The sequence below is a fragment of the Filifactor villosus genome (assembly GCF_042652965.1).
In the GTDB taxonomy this organism is placed as follows: domain Bacteria; phylum Bacillota; class Clostridia; order Peptostreptococcales; family Filifactoraceae; genus Filifactor; species Filifactor villosus.
Map to the genome: position 1 here is coordinate 17,504 of NZ_JBHSHL010000022.1, position 18,664 is coordinate 36,167.

The following is an 18,664-nucleotide window of genomic DNA, read 5'->3' on the forward strand; positions in this document are numbered from 1 at the left end:
GGATACAGAAAACATCTTTGTGCAATGTTTGCTCAGGGGTTTTGAAAAAACGGAAGGGATGTGAGTTATGAAAGATAGGGTAAAGCAACTTTTGGATGAGAGCGTATCGGTAAAAAGTTTTACAAATACGGAAATGGAAAGGGATATAGAAACCTTTCTGATAGAAAAAATCGGAGAGATCTCTTATTTTAAGACCCGACCCGAGTATTTCGGCTCTTACGGCATAGAGGGAGACTACCACGGGAGAAGTGTGGTTTGGGCCTTGGTGGATCACGGATTTAAGGATACCGTAGTCTTTTTTCATCATCACGATACCGTCGATGTGGAAGATTATGGAAGGTTTTCCGAGATTGCCTTCGACAATGAAAAATTGAAGGAGGCATACAGGCATCTTCCCTTTTCGGAAAACGTCAAAAAAGACATAGATTCTCCGCATTGGCATTTCGGTAGAGGAACTGCGGATATGAAGGCGGCTCTTGCCCTTCAGCTGACGGTCATCGAAGAGTACAGCAGGTCGAAGAGCCCCAAGGTCAATGTGCTCTATCTATCCGTATGCGATGAAGAATCCTATTCGAAGGGGATGAGGGCGGCGATCGGTCTCTTGGATGAGTTGAAGAAGACCTATGATCTCAACTATATTTTGGCAATCGACAGTGAACCCTTCGAAAGTGAGAGAGAAGATGAAAAGGTGCTTCACGTCGGCTCCGTCGGCAAGTTGATGCCCGTCATCGTGACCCAAGGCATCCTCTCGCATATCAAAGAACCTCTCCATGGAATGAATGCGATCTCGTTGCTTGTAAAGGTTGCGGACAAGATCGATCTCCATCCCGAACTGGCGGAAGAAGCGGGAGATCAGAAGTCTCCTCTGCCTTCGTGGAGTTATCTGAGGGATATGAAGGAGCAGTATGATGTGTCGACTGCCCTTAGAGCATCGGGGTATTTCAGTATTCTCTACCTCCAAAGAAGCCCCAAGGACTTGTTGGAGATAGTCAAAAACCTCTGTGAAGAGGCTATGGAGGAATATTACGACAACTACTCCAAACTGCAAAAACAGTATGCCGTAACCAAGGTCAACCCTAAGCCGAAGGTGATGTTTTTTGAGGAGCTTCTCGAACTCTGCAAAATGAAGGAAGGATTCGGGCCCTATTATGAGACCCTGTGCCTCAAGGCGAAGGAAGCTTCGGTAGAGGGAGAGGGGTACCAGGACATTACCATCTCTCTTATTTGTGATCTGCTCGACTTTTACGATACCAAGGATCCTCTTGTCCTTATCGCCATCGCCCCTCCTTATTATCCGGCGCTCAGAAGCAGGGATATTGAAGGTAAAGGAGTTATTATCCAAAAAATCGAGCGACATTATCGGGATTATCTTTCTCGAGTACACGGAGCGAATCTGAAGGCGGAAGAATATTTTATGGGAATCTGCGATATCAGTTACTGCGGGCTGGACAAACCTGCGGAAGAATATAAGGCGGTCCTCGAATCGATGGCAATCGACAAAGAACTCTATAACATCGACTTCGATACACTGGGTCAGTTGAATATTCCCGGGATTAACCTCGGACCTTGGGGCAAAGACCTCCACAAGCTGACCGAGAGGGTCTATGAAAAAGACGCCTTTGAGCTTGTGCCCGAGTATCTCCTCTACCTGCTTGAGCATATGAATGAACTGAAATAGAACAAGATTGTCCGCCACATCAGGATTACACTCGGAGATAGAGTACAAAGCCTGAATCGTCGGATCAAAATACCGAAGATAGAAAGGATATAGGTATCCAAACCCTTCGGTTACAGAATAAGGATTGTATATTATACGAAAGAAAATGTTGTTAAGGCAAAAATAAATTAGACCCAAAGGCACTAAAACCGCATTTGAAGAAACAATAAATAGAAAGGAACAGATACAATGGAACAAAAAAACGGATGGAAGAGTATGAGTGAAAATCAACTTATCGAGATAGAACACTATTCCAAGGAGTATATGGACTTTTTGGATGCATCCAAGACGGAGAGGACCTGTGCCAAGGAAATCGTGCGTTTGGCTATGGAACAAGGGTATAAAGACCTTTCCCATTATCAGAAGGCAGGAAGCTTGAAGGCCGGAGACAAGGTTGTTGTCGACCATAAGGGAAAGGCGGTACTTCTCTTTGTTATCGGAGAAGAGGAACTGCAAAAGGGAATTTATGTTGTCGGTTCACATATCGACTCTCCGCGCCTGGATCTCAAGCCTAATCCCTTGTATGAAGAGGGAAATATGGCGTTTCTGAAAACTCATTATTACGGAGGAATCAAGAAGTATCAATGGGGCTGTGTGCCTTTGGCGATGTACGGAGTCATCTATACGAAGGACGGGCAGAAGATCGAGATCTGTATCGGAGATAAAGAGGAAGATCCCGTCTTCTGTGTCAATGATCTTCTAATCCACCTCTCTGCAAAACAAATGGAAAAGAAGGCCTCCGAAGTGATTGAAGGAGAGCAACTCAATGTGGTATTCGGACACATTCCCCTCAAAGAGGAGGAAAAAGACGCGGTCAAGCAAAACATCTTAAACCTGTTGTTGAAGCAGTACAATATTGAAGAAAAGAGTTTTCTGTCAGCGGAAATCGAGCTTGTACCGGCAGGAAAAAGCCGTTATGTCGGCTTGGACAGAGGTTTGGTCGGAGGATACGGACAGGATGACAGAGTATGCACTTTTGCAGCCATGAAGGCAATTTTTGGGATCAAGACTCCTAAACGGACTGCCTGCACCCTGTTTGCGGATAAAGAAGAGATCGGCTCGACGGGGAATACGGGGATGGATTCTCTCCTGTTGGAAAACGTCGTGTCCGAACTTGTCGAGCTTCAAAACGAATATTGCTGTTTGAAGGTGAGAAGATGCCTGGGCAGTGCAAAGGTTCTGTCAGCGGATGTCAATGTCGCCTATGATCCGAACTTTCCGGAGGTTACGGATAAGATGAACGTGGCCTATATGGGAGAGGGAGTCTGTGTAACCAAGTATACGGGAGCCGGAGGCAAGGGAGGAAGCAGCGATGCCAACGCGGAATTCCTCCATGAAGTAATCTCCAAATTTGATGAAAAAGGGATCGTGTGGCAGACCGGAGAACTCGGCAAGGTCGATGCGGGTGGCGGTGGAACCATCGCTTGTTACCTCGCGCGCTACGGAGCGGAAGTTCTCGATTGCGGGACTGCCGTCCTCAATATGCACTCACCGTTTGAACTTTCAAGCAAACTCGACATCTATATGACATCGGAAGCTTATAGAGTATTTTTGGAGAACTAAAGCGGAAAAAGCTATTTGATCTTAAGATCAAATAGCTTTTTCCTATGAATTAGAGATGGAAACTAAAAGATCGATAAATTCCGAAAATTTCTCCACGAACTCTAAGTCGGGTCTTATTCCTGTTAAAAATATCCGTCCAGATTTTTTGTTGTTGAAATCTATAAGTCGCATTACTCTTGCTAATACAGCTTTTTCAACAACTACATCAAATATTTCCCAAATATCTTTTTTTTCAACTTTTTCTCCATACTTCCATACAATTTTTTGGTTCGTTATTACAAATCCTTGTCTAAGATGATCAGAGTAGTCAAATATCAGTAGAGGTACTTCATCACGGTAATCGAGATAAAATCTGTCAAGATTCGTTTCAATTTTTTTACTTATTCTGTCTTTGCGAGGTATATAAACCTTATCTCCGAATGATTGCGAATTAAGGAAAACCTCATTGAATGCAAAAGTAACGAGATCATCTTCATTTCGTATTTGTGTAGAGTTGTTGTTCATATTAAAACCGCAATTAGAACAAAAATTCATATTTCCTGTGATTTCCGAGCCACAGTTAGAACAAAACATCTTTTAATTCTCCTTTCTTCTTACTTAATAATCATTGAATACCTTTTAGTAAAAAATATATTTTTTGAGTAATACTTTTATCTTCTCAGAAATAAACAAATACTGTTTCTTAAGAGATAGATAAACGAAAATTATTCACGAAATAGTTTTTGAAACAAACCCTTGTCACATACATCTTAAAAAACTGGTTTAGACATACTCTTTCATTATACATCTGGACAAATACAATAAATAAAGATATGAAAGATTTTTTGATTGAAAAAAATTTCGGATACTTCTCGTAAGTTTCGTAAATAATCTGGGATAAAAAAGTTTTAAAGGAGACCTAACAGTTCCATTGCCATAAGTGTTAGACCCCCACTGATTATAAGCTGAGTTGATATTTTAAAGGGCATTACAGTTGCACCTATTATTTTCATAAACAACCCTCTTATTGAAGATACAATAACATTGCTGATAATAAATATAACAACCATTAAAACTCCAACCATTATAAACTCCCCTCCTTTCCATATGTACAGTTTATAAGATAATTAAAGAATACATCATATAAGTATATATGTCAATATAAATAGATAATTATATTATCTATTTATGAAATTTATTGGAGTAAAATTATACTCGGAGGGGGAGTATAATGTGGGCTGAGTGTTTTGGAAAAAGATTAAATCAGTTGAGGGCTATAAAGGGAGTTTCGGCACGTGATATGAGCCTTTCTTTGGGACAGAGTGAGAGTTATATAAACAAAATCGAAAATGCAAAGTCATTTCCTTCTATGGAGATGTTTTTTCACATATGTGAGTATCTGCAGGTTTCCCCGAAGGATTTTTTTGACTTTGAGAAGAATGATCCCAAATTGCTCAATGAAATGATGATAGCGCTTTATAAGCTTGGTGAAAAGAATGTTTTGCTTATCTATGAGTTGATTAAGGCGATGTCTAAAGAGTGAGGAACTGACATTTGATTTCAAACAAAATATCTTGTAAAGAATAGAATTTTGCATTATAATAAGGAGGACCTTTAAATTGATGTACGAGATACACAAAAGGGCTGAGGGAACGACGACGGCTTTCCGCATTCTTTTTGTGCGGAAAGTTTTTTTGTATCGAGGATGCTGTGTCGTTGTTGTACATAAACATCGGCCTTTCAAGGTTATAAAGCAGAGGAAGGAGAAGAGGATGAAGGAGAAAGCTCAGATCATGGACAAGGCAGCCATGGAAAGAGGAATCACCAGGATCAGCCACGAGATTTTGGAACGCAACAAGGGTACGGATGATCTGATCATCGTAGGAATCTATCGAAGGGGTATTCCGTTGGCTGAAAAGATCGCAAAAAAGATCATGGAAATCGAACACGAAGAAGTCCCTGTAGGGGAGATTGATGTCAGCAGTTACAGGGATGATATTGAGGATAGGGAGACGGCCAGGGAAAATATGACCAAGCCCGACATCGATATTACAGGGAAAAAGGTCGTATTGGTCGATGATGTGCTTTATACGGGGCGGACGATAAGGGCCGCTATGGATGCTTTGATTGATATCGGAAGACCGAAACTCATTCAGCTTGCAGTGCTGATTGATCGAGGACACAGGGAACTTCCCATCCGTGCGGACTACGTAGGTAAGAATGTGCCGACTTCACACAGTGAGATTGTAAATGTCAACTTGGATGAGGTGGACGGAAAAACCGGAGTATATATATTGGAAGACTAGTTGGAGGAGAGAACGAAATGGCGGAAAACAAAGCAATAGTGGAACAGAGTTTTCATATAGAAGGTATTAAAGTGGGCACGATCCAAAAGCTTATCCTGGCATTGCAACATCTGGTTGCGATGTTTGGAGCGACGGTTTTGGTTCCGATTCTGACAGGGCTTGATATCTCGGTAGGCTTGGTTTGTGCAGGGATAGGAACATTGATCTTTCACCTTTGCACTAAGAGGAAGGTGCCTGTATTTCTCGGATCTTCCTTTGCATTCATCCCTGTGATTATAGCGGTGGGAGAGCAGTACGGAGATCTTCGTTTCGCACAGGGAGGGATCGTTGTTGCGGGCTTTGTCTATGTGCTTATTTCCCTGCTTGTAAAAGCGGTGGGAGTTGAGAAGATAACCAAGTACTTCCCTTCTCAGGTGATAGGGCCCATGATTATGGTCATCGGATTTAACCTTATTCCCACAGCTTGGTCTATGGCATCGAACAACTTTGCAGTTGCCTTTATCACCTTGGGTATAGCGGTTGCAATCTCGCAGTTGGGCAAGGGATTTTTCAAACAGTTGGCAATCATGATCGCCGTGATTATAGGCTACAGTATTTCTCTTTACTTTAATATAGTGGATACGACACTGATCACGGAGGCGGCATGGATACAAGTGCCAAGTTTTACCCTTCCCAAGTTTGATATCGGTGCGGTGCTGATGATCGTTCCTGTCGTGCTTGCTGTATTTATGGAGCATGTCGGCGATGTGACGACCAACGGAACCGTAGTAGGCAAAAACTTTATCGAAGATCCCGGGTTGAATAGGACTTTGCTTGGAGACGGACTTGCGACCATGGTGGCGGGTTTCTTGGGCGGACCTGCAAACACGACCTACGGAGAAAACACCGGAGTCCTTGCAATCACAAAAAACTATAATCCGCAGATCCTAAGGATCGCTGCGGTCTTTGCGATATTTCTGGGAGTTATCGGGAAAATCGGTGGCGTGTTGAGAAGTATTCCCGTACCTGTTATGGGGGGGATTTCGCTGATGTTATTCACGATGATCGCCTATATCGGAATCAAGAACTTGAAGGATATGAAGGTCAAATACACACCGAAGAACCTTATCATCATAGCAAGTATCCTTATCTTAGGGTTGGGACACAATGTAGGCTTGAACATCGCTTTGCCGATTACCGATAAGGTCGCGCTTTCGGGCCTTAGCCTTGCAGCAATCATCGGAGTTTTGATAAACAGAGTATTATACCATGGCGAGTTTCAGAAAAAATAAATAGAGTTGTATATGAAAAATGCCTTGTGCTCGGGAAGATACCGGAACACAAGGCGTTTTCTATTCAAAAATTTATTGAAAATAAATTGAATCCATTCATAAAAAGTACAGAAAATTGATTGAGAGTGAGATGTTTATACTATTCTTCGTTTGAAATGTCGGATATGAAACATCTATTATTGCCAAAAAAACAATTTGAGGATGATATGATTCAAAGCATTTAACCTTTCAATTTTAATAGATAATAGTATTAAAACTATTTTACACATAGATCCGGTTCTTTTAAAAATCAAGGAGGAAAGGCTTTTTTTCAAGGGTGAATATATCTCTGAAAAATATTGGAAGAGGAAAGCTTGTATGACTTGAAACAAACCCGTATTCAGCTTACAAAAAGATTGAAAGTTTTTAAATTTTATGATAATATATTTAAAAAAATATACACAAATGAAAGTATGTTTTTTATCACAAGAGTATATCAGGAGGGAGAAATTAGCTATGAAACGATTTTTCAAAAAGGGATGGAGTTTTGCACTTGTGGCAATGTTGGCGCTTAGCCTGACCGCTTGCGGTGGAGGTGCGAAGCCTGAAGGAGATACGACTCAGGAACCTGCGACTGAGGGACAGACTGAGACGGCGGCAACTTTGACCAACGACGGAAACTATGTGTTTGCATCCGGAGGAACTTCAGGAACCTACTATCCGTTGGCGGGAGCGATCGCTACGTTGGTAAACGCACAGACGGGAGTTAATGCAACGGTTCAATCGACAGGAGCATCAAAAGAGAACGTAATGCTTATCTCTCAGGATGAGGCGGAGTTCGCCATCATTCAAAACGACGTTTTGGACTATGCTTACAACGGAACGGGTCTGTTTGAGACAAACGGAAAGATTGAGGGACTCGCAACGGTAGCTTCCATCTATCCTGAAATGGTGCAGGTGGTCGTTGCGGCGGACAGCGGAATCAATTCCATTTCGGACCTCAAAGGCAAAAAAGTCTCAATCGGAGATGCGGGTTCAGGAGTCGAGCAAAATGCGCTTCAAGTATTGGAAGCATACGGACTTACCGTAGATGATATTGCAGTGAACCGTCTTTCCTTTAAGGAGAGCGGAAGTGCGTTTAAAGACGGTCAAATCGATGCCTTCTTTGTTACCGCCGGAGTTCCCAACACCGCTATCACAGAGCTTGCGGTTACAAGACAGTTGAAACTTGTAGATATTGCAGGTGCGGAAGGCGACGCTTTGAAGGAAAAGTATCCGTTCTATACCTCCGTAGTGATTCCCAAGGATGTCTACAAGACGGAAAACGACATCAACACCCTTGCGGTAAGAGCTCTAATCGTATGTAGAGAAGATATGAACGAAGAAGAGGTCTACAACTTTACAAAGGCTATCTATGATAATCTTGAGCCTTTGGGAGAATCTTATGCGAAAGCCAAGGAGTTCAAGCTTGAAGAAGGAAATCTCGGAGTAACGGTTCCCATGCATGCGGGAGCTCAAAAATACTTCGATGAAAAAGGGGTTAAGTAAGGATGAGATCTTATTCAGCGAGGGGAAGGCTTTTCCTTCTCCTCCTGATGTTCTTTTTTTGTCTGTTTGCTTTTGTACCGTCTCGACTGGATCTGGTCATCAAAAACAGAAAGAATATGGTTTTGGAACGTATCCCCGTAAAAGGAGCCGAGTACTTTGATATTTCGTTTCGACATTCCGTCAATAAGGGGGAAATTATCGAACGCTATCGAATTGATAACAGGACAAGGACCTTTTATCTGGAAACAGGTTGGTTTGAGAGCTACGGTGCAGGGATGATGGATTCTCTCGCTGAGGGAGTGGAGATGTCGGAGGAAGGAAGGTATCTGAGACTCGATTTTCCGAGGAAGGATCTGCAAGAAGTATCCTATGCAGCTGCGGGAATCGCTGATCACCTGTTGGAGATAGGGGAGAATAAACTGTACTTGTTCGAAAAAAACCCTTATAAAACCGACATTATTTTTCTCGAGAAAAGCAGTTTGTTTGAGAGAGTATTTGAATAACTTAGAAATAATTCGTACAGGTCTTTGATATCCGTACATAGAAAAGGAAGTGAAGCTTGTGTTTAAAAAGAAGAAGGGCGAGGATCCCAAGGTAAAGGATGAGTCCGTAAAGAACCTCACGGAACAGGAGATCGATCAGGAGGAGCTGATCCGTATGCTCGACAAGGAGTCGGCATATCGTAAGTTGAGCGGTTTTTGGGACAAGTTTATCCTGGCGATCCTCGTTTGTTTTACGAGTTTTCAGATTTACACCGCAATTACCGGAACCTTTCCGGCTCAATTGCAGAGGATGATCCATCTGGGTTTTGTTATCTGTTTGGCTTATCTGCTCTACCCTGCGACGAAGAAGGGTAGAAGAGATAGGATCTTTCCTCTGGATTACTTGTTTGCGGCGGCGTTTTTCGGCATTGTAATGTACTATCTTGTCAACTATGAAGCGATCATCAATCGCTCCGGAGCCTATAATTCGACCGATGTTATCCTCGGTGCAATCGGTGTAATCCTGGTCATGGAAGCCTGCAGACGAGTGGTAGGTCTTCCCATTGTTGTCATTGCAACGATATTTTTGGTCTATGCCTACTTCGGCAAGTCGATGCCCGGGTTTCTTCATCACAGGGGCTATGCGTTTCCCCGAATAGCGACCCACATCTTCTACACAACCGAAGGGATCATAGGTCTTCCGCTTGGAACCTGTGCGACCTATATCTTCCTGTTTATTCTGTTTGGAGCTTTCCTTGAGAAAACAGGGATTGGAGCCTTCTTTATCGATTTGGCGAATGCGATCGCCGGTCATGCGGCGGGAGGACCGGCGAAGGTAGCCGTCCTGACTTCGGCATTGCAGGGAACGATATCGGGATCTTCCGTGTCGAACACGGTGTCGACGGGTTCGTTTACCATTCCTTTGATGAAGTCCCTCGGATACCGCCCCGAATTTGCAGCGGCGGTGGAAGCGGCGGCCTCCACAGGAGGACAGATCATGCCTCCGATCATGGGAGCGGCAGCCTTTTTGATCGCGGATGCGGTAGGAGAGCCGTATATCGTTATCGCGAAGGCGGCGATCATTCCGGCAATCCTTTACTTTACGGGAATTTGGATGATGATCGACTTTGAAGCCAAGAAGATAGGTTTGGTGGGAATACCGAAGGAAGACCTGCCCAAGGTAGGTCCTATTTTGAAGGAGAGAGGTCATTTGATCCTTCCTCTTATCGTCATCATCGTTCTTCTCGGTATGGACTATTCTCCCATCTACGCGGCGAGCAGGGGGATCATCGCTTGTATCATCGTGCCCTATTTACGCAAGAGTACCCATGTTCCCATCAAGGCTCTGGGAGAGGCCTTCGTAAACGGAGCTCGAAACATCATCGGAGTTGCCTGCGCCTGTGCGGTAGCGGGAATTATTGTAGGAATCGTAACTTTGACCGGTCTGGGACTTAAACTCGGAGGAGGGCTTTTGACAGCAGCGGGAGGAAATATGTATCTGACCCTGTTCTTCACAATGATTACTTCCCTGATTTTGGGTATGGGAGTTCCCACAACGGCAAACTATCTGATTACCTCGACGATTGCGGCACCTGTTGTCATGCAGCTTGGAGTACCCGCATTGTCGGCTCACCTGTTCGCCTTCTACTTCGGTATCCTCGCAGATATCACACCGCCGGTTGCTCTTGCAGCTTATGCAGGTTCGGCGATTGCAAAAGGAAATCCGTTCAATACGGGGGTTCAGGCTACCAAGCTTGCGATAGCCGCCTTCCTCATCCCCTACATCTTTGTTATGAACTCGGCCCTGATCCTGGTGGATACGACGGCTCTTGAAGTGGTGAGGATCATCATCACCTCGTTGGTGGGAATGTACGGAATTGCGGGAGGGGTATCCGGATGGGTACAGACAAAGGCAAATCCAATTATTCGTATCCTTTTGATCGCGGCGGGACTGATGTTGATCAATCCTTCTCTTATGACCGATATCATAGGAACAATCACAATTGCGGCAGTCATCCTCTTCCAGAAATCAAGAGCGAAGATGTCGGCAAAAGCAAGTTAATATTAATTATCCGATAGGAGTATGGATATATCTGTTTTACGATCGGGAAAATCCGTTTTACCTTCTATAAGAACATTTGAAGGTAAAATCGATGCGGATCATTGAGAAATCATATCCACTATCGAAATATCTTGGAGTTGAAAAAGAGGGTTCGAAGGAGCCCTCTTTTTTTAGTAACAAGTATGACAGGCAAAGCGTTATACTACTATCTGTTTGAACAGTTGATATCGACAGGTTTGATTTGTTAGTATTATTCTGCGTTTAAAATCTCAGGTAAACAGAATATATATTTGCCGGAAACGTTCTGGGTGATCGTAGAATTCAAACTTCAATACCGGACAGTTCTGATAGATACAGTATAATACTATTCTCCAATAGAAGCATGGATATATCCTTTTTTCAACTTACGAAAAATCGGTTTATCTTCTATGGTCACATATTATTTATATCCACAACTCAAAGGAAGAATAGTATAAGACCGGGCAATGCTCCGTTTTGAAAATCGAGGCGGATACGCTATTCTTCTATCGAAAAACAGAATTACACGGATGCTTGTTCAATGATTTGGCGGGGTGTCGATCCTACCCGTAAAACAAAGAAGATAAAATTATTGAGAATTTGTATCATATGTTACGGATTTTGGTAAAAAATTATGATATAGTGTAAATAACCTGATGGAAAGAGGTTTTTTGTAGGACAATGGATGACAGGGATAGATAGAGTATAGGAGATGAGAAGAACAATGGCTCGATATATCAATGTAAAAGACAAGGTGGGAGAAATATTGGAGAAGTATCCCGAGACTTTGGAGGTCTTCGTGGTAAACGGATTCGAACAGTTGAAGAATCCTACCCTTCGAAAGGCGATGGCAAACTCCGTAACCTTGGAGACCGCTCTGAAAATGAAGAAGGTCAATGCGGAGCTCTTCTGTGAAAAATTGGAGGATGCAATCAGACAGGAGAGGGAGGGAATCGATCAGACCTTGAGAGAAGAAGGAAGTTTTGCTCAGGGAGATGTTCGAATCGAAGGGGTTCTCCCCTGCCCGATCCGTATTCCGCTGTTGGAGAATTTTACCAAGGAATTGGAGAAGATACAGCCCACACTCGATAAAAAGATCGGTTATGATCTTCGTGCTGCAAGTATGGGGATGGACTGGATCAAGGAGCAGGTGGTTCAGGGCAAGGAAGAACTCCTTCCCGATATGATGCTCTCGGCGGGCTTTGATCTCTTCTTTGACAAAAAATACATGGGGCAGTTTAATGACAAGGGTATTTTTTGTGCTCCTGATGTGGAGTTCAATCGTGATTTTTGCAATGATAACATAGACCTTAGAGACCCCAAGAAAGAATATTCGATCATAGGGGTGGTGCCTGCAATCATCATGGTTAACGAGAGACTTCTCGGCGGAAGAAAGATGCCTCAAGGATGGGAAGACATCTTAAGCCCTGAGTTTGAGAACACTTTGGCTCTGCCGATGCATGATCTCGACCTCTTCAACGCCGTCATCATTCACATCTACAAGATGTACGCAGAAGAAGGGATCAATAACCTTGCCCGCTCCTTCCAAAAGAGTCTGCATCCCGCGCAGATGGTCAAATCAAAGGGGTTGCTTGCACAGAGTGCGGAACCGGTCATCAGTATCTCACCCTACTTTTTTACTCAGATATTGCCGGAGAATGGACCGATAAAGCCGGTTTGGCCCAAGGAGGGAGCGATTGTGAGCCCCATCTTCCTGATTGCCAAAAAGGAAAAAGAAGAGCTCAAACCCTTCTTGGATTACTTCTTGTCCAAGGAGGTCGGAGAGATCTTCTCCGCAAACGGAAAGTTCCCCTCCACCAATTGTCATGTGGACAACAAGCTGACAGGTGATCAGGGCTTCTGTTGGGTCGGATGGGATTACATTCACGACAACAATGTGGGAGAGATCTTGGAACGTTGCGAAGCTGTATTCAAGGAGCTTGTTCAGTAGGAGGAAGATATGAATTTTGTAGTAGTTTCCGGTCCTCCCTCTTCGGGGAAGACAAGTATGATATTAAAGACGGCGGAAGCCTTAAAACAGAGAAATATTTCGGTAGGGGTAGTCAAGTTTGACTGCCTCTATACCGATGATGATATCTTGTACGAAAAGGCGGGGATCATGGTTCAGAAAGGCTTGTCGGGAGCTCTTTGTCCCGACCACTTCTTCGCCTCCAACGTCGAAGAAGTCGTTCGTTGGGGAAACGAGAACAAACTTGACCTTCTGATCACCGAATCCGCAGGCCTCTGCAACCGCTGTTCCCCGTATCTCAAAGAGGTTAAGGGAATCTGTGTCATAGATAACCTCTCCGGGATCAATACCCCCAAGAAGATCGGTCCTATGTTGAGAGCGGCGGATATCGTAGTGATCACAAAGGGGGACATCGTTTCACAGGCGGAGAGGGAAGTTTTTGCGGCAAAGGTAAGCTCGGTCAACCCCCGGGCGATCACGATGCACGTCAACGGCTTAACGGGTCAGGGAGCCTATGAGCTCAGCACCCTTCTCTACGACGAAGAGGAGAAAATCGAGAGCGTTCAGGGAATGGAACTGAGATTTCCCATGCCTTCGGCCCTCTGTTCCTATTGTCTGGGAGAGAGGAGAATCGGGGAGAGTTACCAGATGGGTAATGTCAGAAAGATGAAATTAGGAGAACAGTATGAGGGATAAGAAGATAAGAGAGTTGTTGGAGCAATATCCGTATATCTCGACGTATTTTGAGGATAATCAGCTTCAGGTCAAAGGTTTTGAGGACAAGACCTATCGAGATTTTCTCGAGGGTTTTTCCGAGGAGGAATTGGAAGATCATGCTTTGGATATCAGGCAAATGGAGGAGGATTTCTTCGACTACATCATGCAGATGCAGGCGTTTTTGGGGCTTGAGGAAGATAGCGGAGTGCAAAGCCTGACCATTCTTCCCGGAAGAGACAAGTCCGGAAAGGAAGAGGGTTTTGAAGAACTTACCATTCAAAAGTCACAAATCGTATCCATCGTAGGACCTACGGGTTCGGGAAAATCGAGACTTCTCGCCGACATCGAGTGGACGGCACAGAGAGATACTCCGACGAACCGTGAAATTCGAATCAATGGAGAACTTCCCGATAAGAAGTGGAGGTTTTCTTCAAACAACAAGCTGGTCGCACAACTGTCACAGAATATGAACTTCGTTATGGACCTGTCTGTTAAAGAATTCTTGGAACTTCATGCGCAGAGCAGGATGGTGGATGATATTGAGGGAGTGGTCGGAAGGATCATAGAGGAGGCCAACCGGCTCGCCGGAGAAAAGTTTGCCGTCGATACACAGATCACGGCTTTGAGCGGAGGCCAGTCGAGGGCCCTGATGATTGCGGATACCGCTATCTTGAGCAAGTCGCCCATCGTATTGATCGACGAGATTGAAAATGCCGGTATCGACAGGAAGAAGGCTCTGGAGCTGCTTGTATCGGAAGACAAGATCGTATTGATGGCAACCCATGACCCCCTGCTTGCCCTGATGGCGGATAAGAGGATCGTAATCTCCAACGGCGGGATCAGCAAGGTGATGGAAACCACACAGGAGGAAAAACTCAAGCTCGTGGAATTGCAAAAGATGGATGATACCTTACAGGAGGTCAGACGCAAACTGCGGTACGGAGAAGAAGTGTTGTAGAAGTTGAATCGGCTCTGGTCATATCAAAATTCGTACCCCTTGCAAAGCCAAAGTGTTGTTTGTTATCTTTGCAAGGGGTTTTACAGTTCCGCTTTTTGATAGGGGTCTTGTTTCTGATTCCGAGGTTATCTGCTTCGCTTTACTTCGTCAGTTCTCTCAGGGCTTGTGTTACATAGTCGAGTTCCTCTTCGGTGGTAAAATGCGACAAACTTAGACGCACACTTCCCCGGGGGAAGCTTCCGTAGCTTTGATGTGCCCTGGGAGCGCAGTGCAGACCGCAACGGTTGTCGATCTGATAGCGTTGGGCGAGGAGGTAGGAGATATCCGCGTTGTCAAAGTTTTTGAAGTTTAGTGAGAACACGGGAGGTTTTGTGCAATAGTCTTGAGAGCCCAAGATATCGATGCCGTTCAAGGAGGAGAGTTGTTCAAAGAAGTTTTGACCCAAAGAAGTCTCTATCTCCCACCTCTTATCCAAGCCGAGGTCCAAAATCGATCGTACTCCCTCAAGGAGACCGATGAGCCCGACGATATTTGCGGTACCCGCCTCATACTTATCGGGCAGGAGGTCGGGGTGGACTTCCTCGTGAGAGAGACTTCCCGTTCCGCCTGTGATAAAGGAAGGCACTTTTTCGGCGAACTCGGGATCTATGATCATTCCTCCTGTTCCCGTAGGTCCCAGAAGGGCTTTGTGACCCGTGAAGCAAAGGCAGTCGATGGGAGTCCTTTTCATGTTGATGGGCAGGAGTCCCGCACTCTGTGCCGAATCGACGATAAAAGGAATATTGAACTCTCTGCAAAGTTCCGCCAGGACCTCAATGGGCATCACATCTCCGGACACGTTGCTAACGTGGGTACAGAAGAAGGCCTTGACAAAAGGCAGGTTCGTTTTTACAAAGGAGAGATCCATCACGCCCTCTCTGCTGACGGGAACGCTCAAGATGTTCACACCTTGTTGTACCAGAGGTCTTATAACGGCATTGTGTTCGATACTGCTCGTCATAACCGTATCTCCCGTGTGCAAAAAGCCCTTAATCACGATGTTCAAAGCCTCCGTGATATTCTTGGTAAACACCACGTTTCTGGAGTCGGAAACATGGAAGAATTCGGCGAGGGTCTCACGCAGGACAAAGAGCTTGTCCGCTGTGGCATCGGCCTGCGAGGAAGTGCTTCGGGAAACGTTTGTTCCTGAGTAAAGCATATATTCGACCATTGCATCGCTCACCTGTTTCGGTTTTGGAAATGAAGTTGCTGAGTTGTCCATATATACACGCATAGAAAATCCTCCTTTGTTATACTGAGAAATTATAGTCGGATAGGTTTCCTGCTATTCTCCAATACAAGTGTTGTGATATTTGCTGTACAATCACAAACCTTCGATATCTCTTCCTCGGAGTACAAATCGTCCATATCCATATCTCAAAGAGATTACATCATGAAAACCGGCTGTCAATCGTTGGAACGGATCGTTTATGCAGTCGCTCGTTGTTCTTATTTTACCCTATTATAACCATTCTTGTGAAGAAAAATAAAAATATATATTAAAAAATTTTAAGATATATAGATTTATTTAAGATAAAATAGTATAATAAATTCGCACCTAAAGTGTGCAAGTCTTTATATCATAAGTTAAGGAGGCATAAAGGATGAATGACAAAAGAAGGACCGTGGAACTTGTAGTGGTGGGAGGTCTGATAGGAGTATTGGCGGTACTGTCCGTAATGAAGGGAAATCCCGGCAATATGGGTATTTGTATCGCCTGTTTCATCAGGGATATCGTAGGAGGCTTGGGACTTCACAGGGCGGAGGTCGTACAGTACATAAGACCTGAGATCATCGGTATCGTCTTGGGAGCGATGGCGATTTCGGTAGTACAAAAAGAGTTTAAGCCGAGAGCGGGCTCCGCTCCCTTGCTTCGATTTGTAATCGGGTTCTTTGTAATGGTAGGAGCATTGGTATTTTTGGGTTGCCCGACCAGAATGTTGCTCAGATTGGCAGGAGGAGACTTAAATGCGATCTTCGGTTTGGCCGGTTTTGTTGCGGGAGTAGGAGTTGGGATCTTCTTCCTTCAAAAAGGTTACAGCTTAAAGAGATCTTATAAGTCTTCCGCAATTGAAGGTTCGGTCATCTCGATCATGCAGGTGGTACTTTTGGTACTGCTTATGAGCGGAGCGGGCTTTATTCTGTTCAGTCAGGAAGGACCGGGCTCCAAACACGCACCGATTCTTTGGTCTCTTATCGTAGGGCTTGTTGTAGGTGTGGGAGCACAGAAAACAAGAATGTGTACGGCGGGAAGTTTTAGAGACATCATTATGTTCAAAGACTTTACTCTGTTCTGGGGGATCTTCTCCACCTTTGTCTTTGCACTCATTATGAACATCGTAATGAAGAAATTCAACTTGAGCTTTGCAGAGCAACCGGTCGCTCATATGGACGGCTTGTGGAACTTCCTCGGTATGGTGGTTGTCGGCTTCGGAGCCATCCTTCTGGGAGGCTGCCCCCTGAGACAACTCGTTTTGGCGGGAGAAGGAAACGTGGATTCCGCAATTACGGTCATCGGTTTGGCAGTCGGTGCAGCCTTTGCACATAACTTCGGCCTGGCATCTTCCCCGAAGGGACCGACACCTGCGGGACAGATGGCGGTTGTTATCGCGTTGATTGTATTTGTAGTGATCGGATTTATGAATATCCGAAAAGACAACGGTTTTATCACAAAATAAGGAGGAAATGACATGGTAGAAGTAGATGCAAGAGGGCTTTCCTGCCCGGAACCCGTTATTCAAACAAAGAGAGCCTTAATGTCAAGTCCGAAGGAGGTCACGGTTAAGGTCGACAACAACGTTGCGAAAGAGAATGTGAAGAAAACTCTGGAAAGCAGCGGATACAAGGTATCAATCAAGGAAGAAACGGAGGATATTCTGCTTCATGGAACAAAGTAAGTACCTCGTCCTGTTCTTTACCCAATACGGAGCGATCAACTACTCCAAACTTTTGAAAAAAACGGGGATAGAAAACTTCACGCGACCCGTTCCCAGGAGTTTGAGTTCGAGTTGCGGGATCTGTATCGAGACTCAGACCGATCGGGATTTGATGAACTTCCTGACCGAAGATGTCGAAGGAATCTATAAGGTAAAGGGTGAGGACTACGAACTGATATACCGAAGTGAAGAATAACACAAAAAACACTATGGCTCGAAAAAGGGCCATAGTGTTTTTAGGTTGTGAACGATGAAATATCGGTTTGTATACTGTTCTTCGCAATGATACATTTTGGTTTATCGGAGCTTTTGATCGGATGATCTCCTTGCTATAACTCAAGAAACAACACACAAATACGAAAAATGTGCTTTTTATCGTTTGGTAATACTATTCTCCGTTTTAAAATCTCAGGTAAACAGACTATATGTCTGTCGGAAACGTTCTGAGTAATCGTAGAATCCAAACTTCACGACCGGACAATAGATAATAGTATAAAGACCGGTTCAAGCTTGTTTTGTGAATTGCAAGGCATCTTCCTCGGTTTGAAATGCCGGATATACGGAATATATCATCTATGAAAAACAATTTGGAGAGGATATGCTCCAAAGCACTCAACCTGCCAATTTTAACAGATAATAGTATCATACAACTATTACAGAAACGTTTCATCTTCAAAAAAATCTTGACCTTATATTCTACAAGATGTAAAATATAATTACTACAAGGTGTAGAATAAAAGGAGGGATGAAGATGGGAACCATAAGAATGTCGGATGCCGAGCGTGAAGTCATGGAGATTGTTTGGAAATCCGGAGGAGAAGTGAGTACCGCGGAGATCATAGAACAGCTCAAGGAGAAAAACTCGTGGAAACATACGACCATCCTCACCTTGGCGAAGAGGTTGGCGGACAAGAAGATCTTGGAGGTCAGGAAAGAAAAGCGGATGAACTATTACAGGCCTCTTGTAAGCAAGCAGGAGTACAAGTCTCATCAGGCGGATGATTTTGTGAATACGATGTATAGCGGCAACATCAAGTCTTTGGTCGCATCTCTGTACGACAACGGAAAGATCGACGAGGAGGATCTGAAGGAGCTGAACGAATGGATAGGAGGGCTGTAA

At 44.3% G+C, this 18,664-nt stretch carries 18 protein-coding genes; 15 read left to right on the forward strand and 3 right to left on the reverse strand.

What is annotated here, in order from left to right; all coding sequences use genetic code 11:
- Positions 1 to 67 precede the first annotated feature (67 nt).
- Both ACFO4R_RS06140 and ACFO4R_RS06145 read left to right on the forward strand, forming a co-directional pair.
- On the forward strand, positions 68 to 1,678 hold the full coding sequence (locus ACFO4R_RS06140; protein ID WP_379788174.1) for a M20/M25/M40 family metallo-hydrolase: 1,611 nt from the start codon (positions 68 to 70) through the stop codon (positions 1,676 to 1,678).
- A gap of 228 nt (positions 1,679 to 1,906) precedes the next feature.
- Positions 1,907 to 3,280 carry an aminopeptidase gene (locus tag ACFO4R_RS06145; RefSeq protein WP_379788175.1) on the forward strand — a complete coding sequence of 458 codons (1,374 nt, stop codon included), beginning with the start codon at positions 1,907 to 1,909 and terminating at the stop codon, positions 3,278 to 3,280.
- A gap of 42 nt (positions 3,281 to 3,322) precedes the next feature.
- Here ACFO4R_RS06145 and ACFO4R_RS06150 read toward each other — a convergent pair whose 3' ends face one another.
- Together ACFO4R_RS06150 and ACFO4R_RS06155 are read right to left on the reverse strand one after the other, a co-directional pair.
- Entirely contained in the window at positions 3,323 to 3,853 is a 531-nt protein-coding gene (locus tag ACFO4R_RS06150; protein ID WP_379788176.1) for a zinc ribbon domain-containing protein, read from the reverse strand.
- Between the two features lie 314 nt (positions 3,854 to 4,167).
- The gene (locus tag ACFO4R_RS06155) at positions 4,168 to 4,344 is read right to left on the reverse strand and encodes a hypothetical protein (protein ID WP_379788177.1); all 177 of its coding nucleotides are present in this window, start codon (positions 4,342 to 4,344) and stop codon (positions 4,168 to 4,170) included.
- Between the two features lie 146 nt (positions 4,345 to 4,490).
- On the opposite strand from ACFO4R_RS06155, the gene ACFO4R_RS06160 reads away from it, so the two are divergent.
- The 9 genes from ACFO4R_RS06160 (at position 4,491) to ACFO4R_RS06200 (ending at position 14,569) form a co-directional block, all read left to right on the forward strand.
- Positions 4,491 to 4,802 (forward strand): helix-turn-helix domain-containing protein, encoded by a 312-nt coding sequence (locus ACFO4R_RS06160; protein ID WP_379788178.1) that lies wholly within the window; start codon positions 4,491 to 4,493, stop codon positions 4,800 to 4,802.
- A 229-nt stretch (positions 4,803 to 5,031) separates the two neighbouring features.
- On the forward strand, positions 5,032 to 5,565 hold the full coding sequence (pyrR, locus tag ACFO4R_RS06165) for a bifunctional pyr operon transcriptional regulator/uracil phosphoribosyltransferase PyrR (protein ID WP_379788179.1): 534 nt from the start codon (positions 5,032 to 5,034) through the stop codon (positions 5,563 to 5,565).
- 17 nt (positions 5,566 to 5,582) lie between these two features.
- Positions 5,583 to 6,836 (forward strand): uracil-xanthine permease family protein, encoded by a 1,254-nt coding sequence (locus tag ACFO4R_RS06170; protein WP_379788180.1) that lies wholly within the window; start codon positions 5,583 to 5,585, stop codon positions 6,834 to 6,836.
- Positions 6,837 to 7,331: 495 nt separating this feature from the next.
- Entirely contained in the window at positions 7,332 to 8,363 is a 1,032-nt protein-coding gene (locus ACFO4R_RS06175) for a TAXI family TRAP transporter solute-binding subunit (protein WP_379788181.1), read from the forward strand.
- A 2-nt stretch (positions 8,364 to 8,365) separates the two neighbouring features.
- Positions 8,366 to 8,866 (forward strand): DUF1850 domain-containing protein, encoded by a 501-nt coding sequence (locus ACFO4R_RS06180; protein ID WP_379788182.1) that lies wholly within the window; start codon positions 8,366 to 8,368, stop codon positions 8,864 to 8,866.
- A gap of 58 nt (positions 8,867 to 8,924) precedes the next feature.
- Complete coding sequence (locus ACFO4R_RS06185) at positions 8,925 to 10,907, forward strand: TRAP transporter permease (protein WP_379788183.1); 1,983 nt, start codon at positions 8,925 to 8,927, stop codon at positions 10,905 to 10,907.
- Positions 10,908 to 11,649: 742 nt separating this feature from the next.
- Complete coding sequence (locus tag ACFO4R_RS06190; protein WP_379788184.1) at positions 11,650 to 12,876, forward strand: ABC transporter substrate-binding protein; 1,227 nt, start codon at positions 11,650 to 11,652, stop codon at positions 12,874 to 12,876.
- 9 nt (positions 12,877 to 12,885) lie between these two features.
- Positions 12,886 to 13,590, forward strand: a complete 705-nt coding sequence (locus ACFO4R_RS06195; RefSeq protein ID WP_379788185.1) for a GTP-binding protein — start codon at positions 12,886 to 12,888, stop codon at positions 13,588 to 13,590.
- On the forward strand, positions 13,580 to 14,569 hold the full coding sequence (locus tag ACFO4R_RS06200; RefSeq protein WP_379788186.1) for an ATP-binding cassette domain-containing protein: 990 nt from the start codon (positions 13,580 to 13,582) through the stop codon (positions 14,567 to 14,569). The genes ACFO4R_RS06195 and ACFO4R_RS06200 overlap by 11 nt, the downstream gene beginning before the upstream one ends.
- Positions 14,570 to 14,708: 139 nt before the next feature.
- Here ACFO4R_RS06200 and ACFO4R_RS06205 read toward each other — a convergent pair whose 3' ends face one another.
- Complete coding sequence (locus tag ACFO4R_RS06205) at positions 14,709 to 15,842, reverse strand: aminotransferase class V-fold PLP-dependent enzyme (RefSeq protein ID WP_379788187.1); 1,134 nt, start codon at positions 15,840 to 15,842, stop codon at positions 14,709 to 14,711.
- A 370-nt stretch (positions 15,843 to 16,212) separates the two neighbouring features.
- Between ACFO4R_RS06205 and yedE the strand changes: the two genes are divergently transcribed.
- The 4 genes from yedE (at position 16,213) to ACFO4R_RS06225 (ending at position 18,664) form a co-directional block, all read left to right on the forward strand.
- Positions 16,213 to 17,286, forward strand: coding sequence for a YedE family putative selenium transporter (yedE, locus tag ACFO4R_RS06210; RefSeq protein ID WP_379788188.1), 1,074 nt, complete (start codon positions 16,213 to 16,215; stop codon positions 17,284 to 17,286).
- 12 nt (positions 17,287 to 17,298) lie between these two features.
- Positions 17,299 to 17,505: a sulfurtransferase TusA family protein gene (locus tag ACFO4R_RS06215; protein WP_379788189.1), complete on the forward strand. Its 207-nt coding sequence runs from the start codon at positions 17,299 to 17,301 to the stop codon at positions 17,503 to 17,505.
- The gene (locus tag ACFO4R_RS06220) at positions 17,492 to 17,740 is read left to right on the forward strand and encodes a putative Se/S carrier protein (RefSeq protein ID WP_379788190.1); all 249 of its coding nucleotides are present in this window, start codon (positions 17,492 to 17,494) and stop codon (positions 17,738 to 17,740) included. The genes ACFO4R_RS06215 and ACFO4R_RS06220 overlap by 14 nt, the downstream gene beginning before the upstream one ends.
- A 555-nt stretch (positions 17,741 to 18,295) precedes the next feature.
- On the forward strand, positions 18,296 to 18,664 hold the full coding sequence (locus ACFO4R_RS06225) for a BlaI/MecI/CopY family transcriptional regulator (RefSeq protein ID WP_379788191.1): 369 nt from the start codon (positions 18,296 to 18,298) through the stop codon (positions 18,662 to 18,664).

What these genes read in the sequence shown, in the direction of transcription:
- ACFO4R_RS06195 (WP_379788185.1), top strand. Translation starts at nt 12,886, where the DNA reads ATGAATTTTGTAGTAGTTTCCGGTCCTCCCTCTTCGGGGAAGACAAGT.
- ACFO4R_RS06215 (WP_379788189.1), top strand. Translation starts at nt 17,299, where the DNA reads ATGGTAGAAGTAGATGCAAGAGGGCTTTCCTGCCCGGAACCCGTTATT.
- yedE (WP_379788188.1), top strand. Translation starts at nt 16,213, where the DNA reads ATGAATGACAAAAGAAGGACCGTGGAACTTGTAGTGGTGGGAGGTCTG.
- ACFO4R_RS06175 (WP_379788181.1), top strand. Translation starts at nt 7,332, where the DNA reads ATGAAACGATTTTTCAAAAAGGGATGGAGTTTTGCACTTGTGGCAATG.
- ACFO4R_RS06145 (WP_379788175.1), top strand. Translation starts at nt 1,907, where the DNA reads ATGGAACAAAAAAACGGATGGAAGAGTATGAGTGAAAATCAACTTATC.
- ACFO4R_RS06140 (WP_379788174.1), top strand. Translation starts at nt 68, where the DNA reads ATGAAAGATAGGGTAAAGCAACTTTTGGATGAGAGCGTATCGGTAAAA.
- ACFO4R_RS06180 (WP_379788182.1), top strand. Translation starts at nt 8,366, where the DNA reads ATGAGATCTTATTCAGCGAGGGGAAGGCTTTTCCTTCTCCTCCTGATG.
- ACFO4R_RS06190 (WP_379788184.1), top strand. Translation starts at nt 11,650, where the DNA reads ATGGCTCGATATATCAATGTAAAAGACAAGGTGGGAGAAATATTGGAG.
- ACFO4R_RS06170 (WP_379788180.1), top strand. Translation starts at nt 5,583, where the DNA reads ATGGCGGAAAACAAAGCAATAGTGGAACAGAGTTTTCATATAGAAGGT.
- ACFO4R_RS06155 (WP_379788177.1), bottom strand. Translation starts at nt 4,344, where the DNA reads ATGGTTGGAGTTTTAATGGTTGTTATATTTATTATCAGCAATGTTATT.
- ACFO4R_RS06150 (WP_379788176.1), bottom strand. Translation starts at nt 3,853, where the DNA reads ATGTTTTGTTCTAACTGTGGCTCGGAAATCACAGGAAATATGAATTTT.
- pyrR (WP_379788179.1), top strand. Translation starts at nt 5,032, where the DNA reads ATGAAGGAGAAAGCTCAGATCATGGACAAGGCAGCCATGGAAAGAGGA.
- ACFO4R_RS06200 (WP_379788186.1), top strand. Translation starts at nt 13,580, where the DNA reads ATGAGGGATAAGAAGATAAGAGAGTTGTTGGAGCAATATCCGTATATC.
- ACFO4R_RS06225 (WP_379788191.1), top strand. Translation starts at nt 18,296, where the DNA reads ATGGGAACCATAAGAATGTCGGATGCCGAGCGTGAAGTCATGGAGATT.
- ACFO4R_RS06220 (WP_379788190.1), top strand. Translation starts at nt 17,492, where the DNA reads ATGGAACAAAGTAAGTACCTCGTCCTGTTCTTTACCCAATACGGAGCG.
- ACFO4R_RS06160 (WP_379788178.1), top strand. Translation starts at nt 4,491, where the DNA reads ATGTGGGCTGAGTGTTTTGGAAAAAGATTAAATCAGTTGAGGGCTATA.
- ACFO4R_RS06205 (WP_379788187.1), bottom strand. Translation starts at nt 15,842, where the DNA reads ATGCGTGTATATATGGACAACTCAGCAACTTCATTTCCAAAACCGAAA.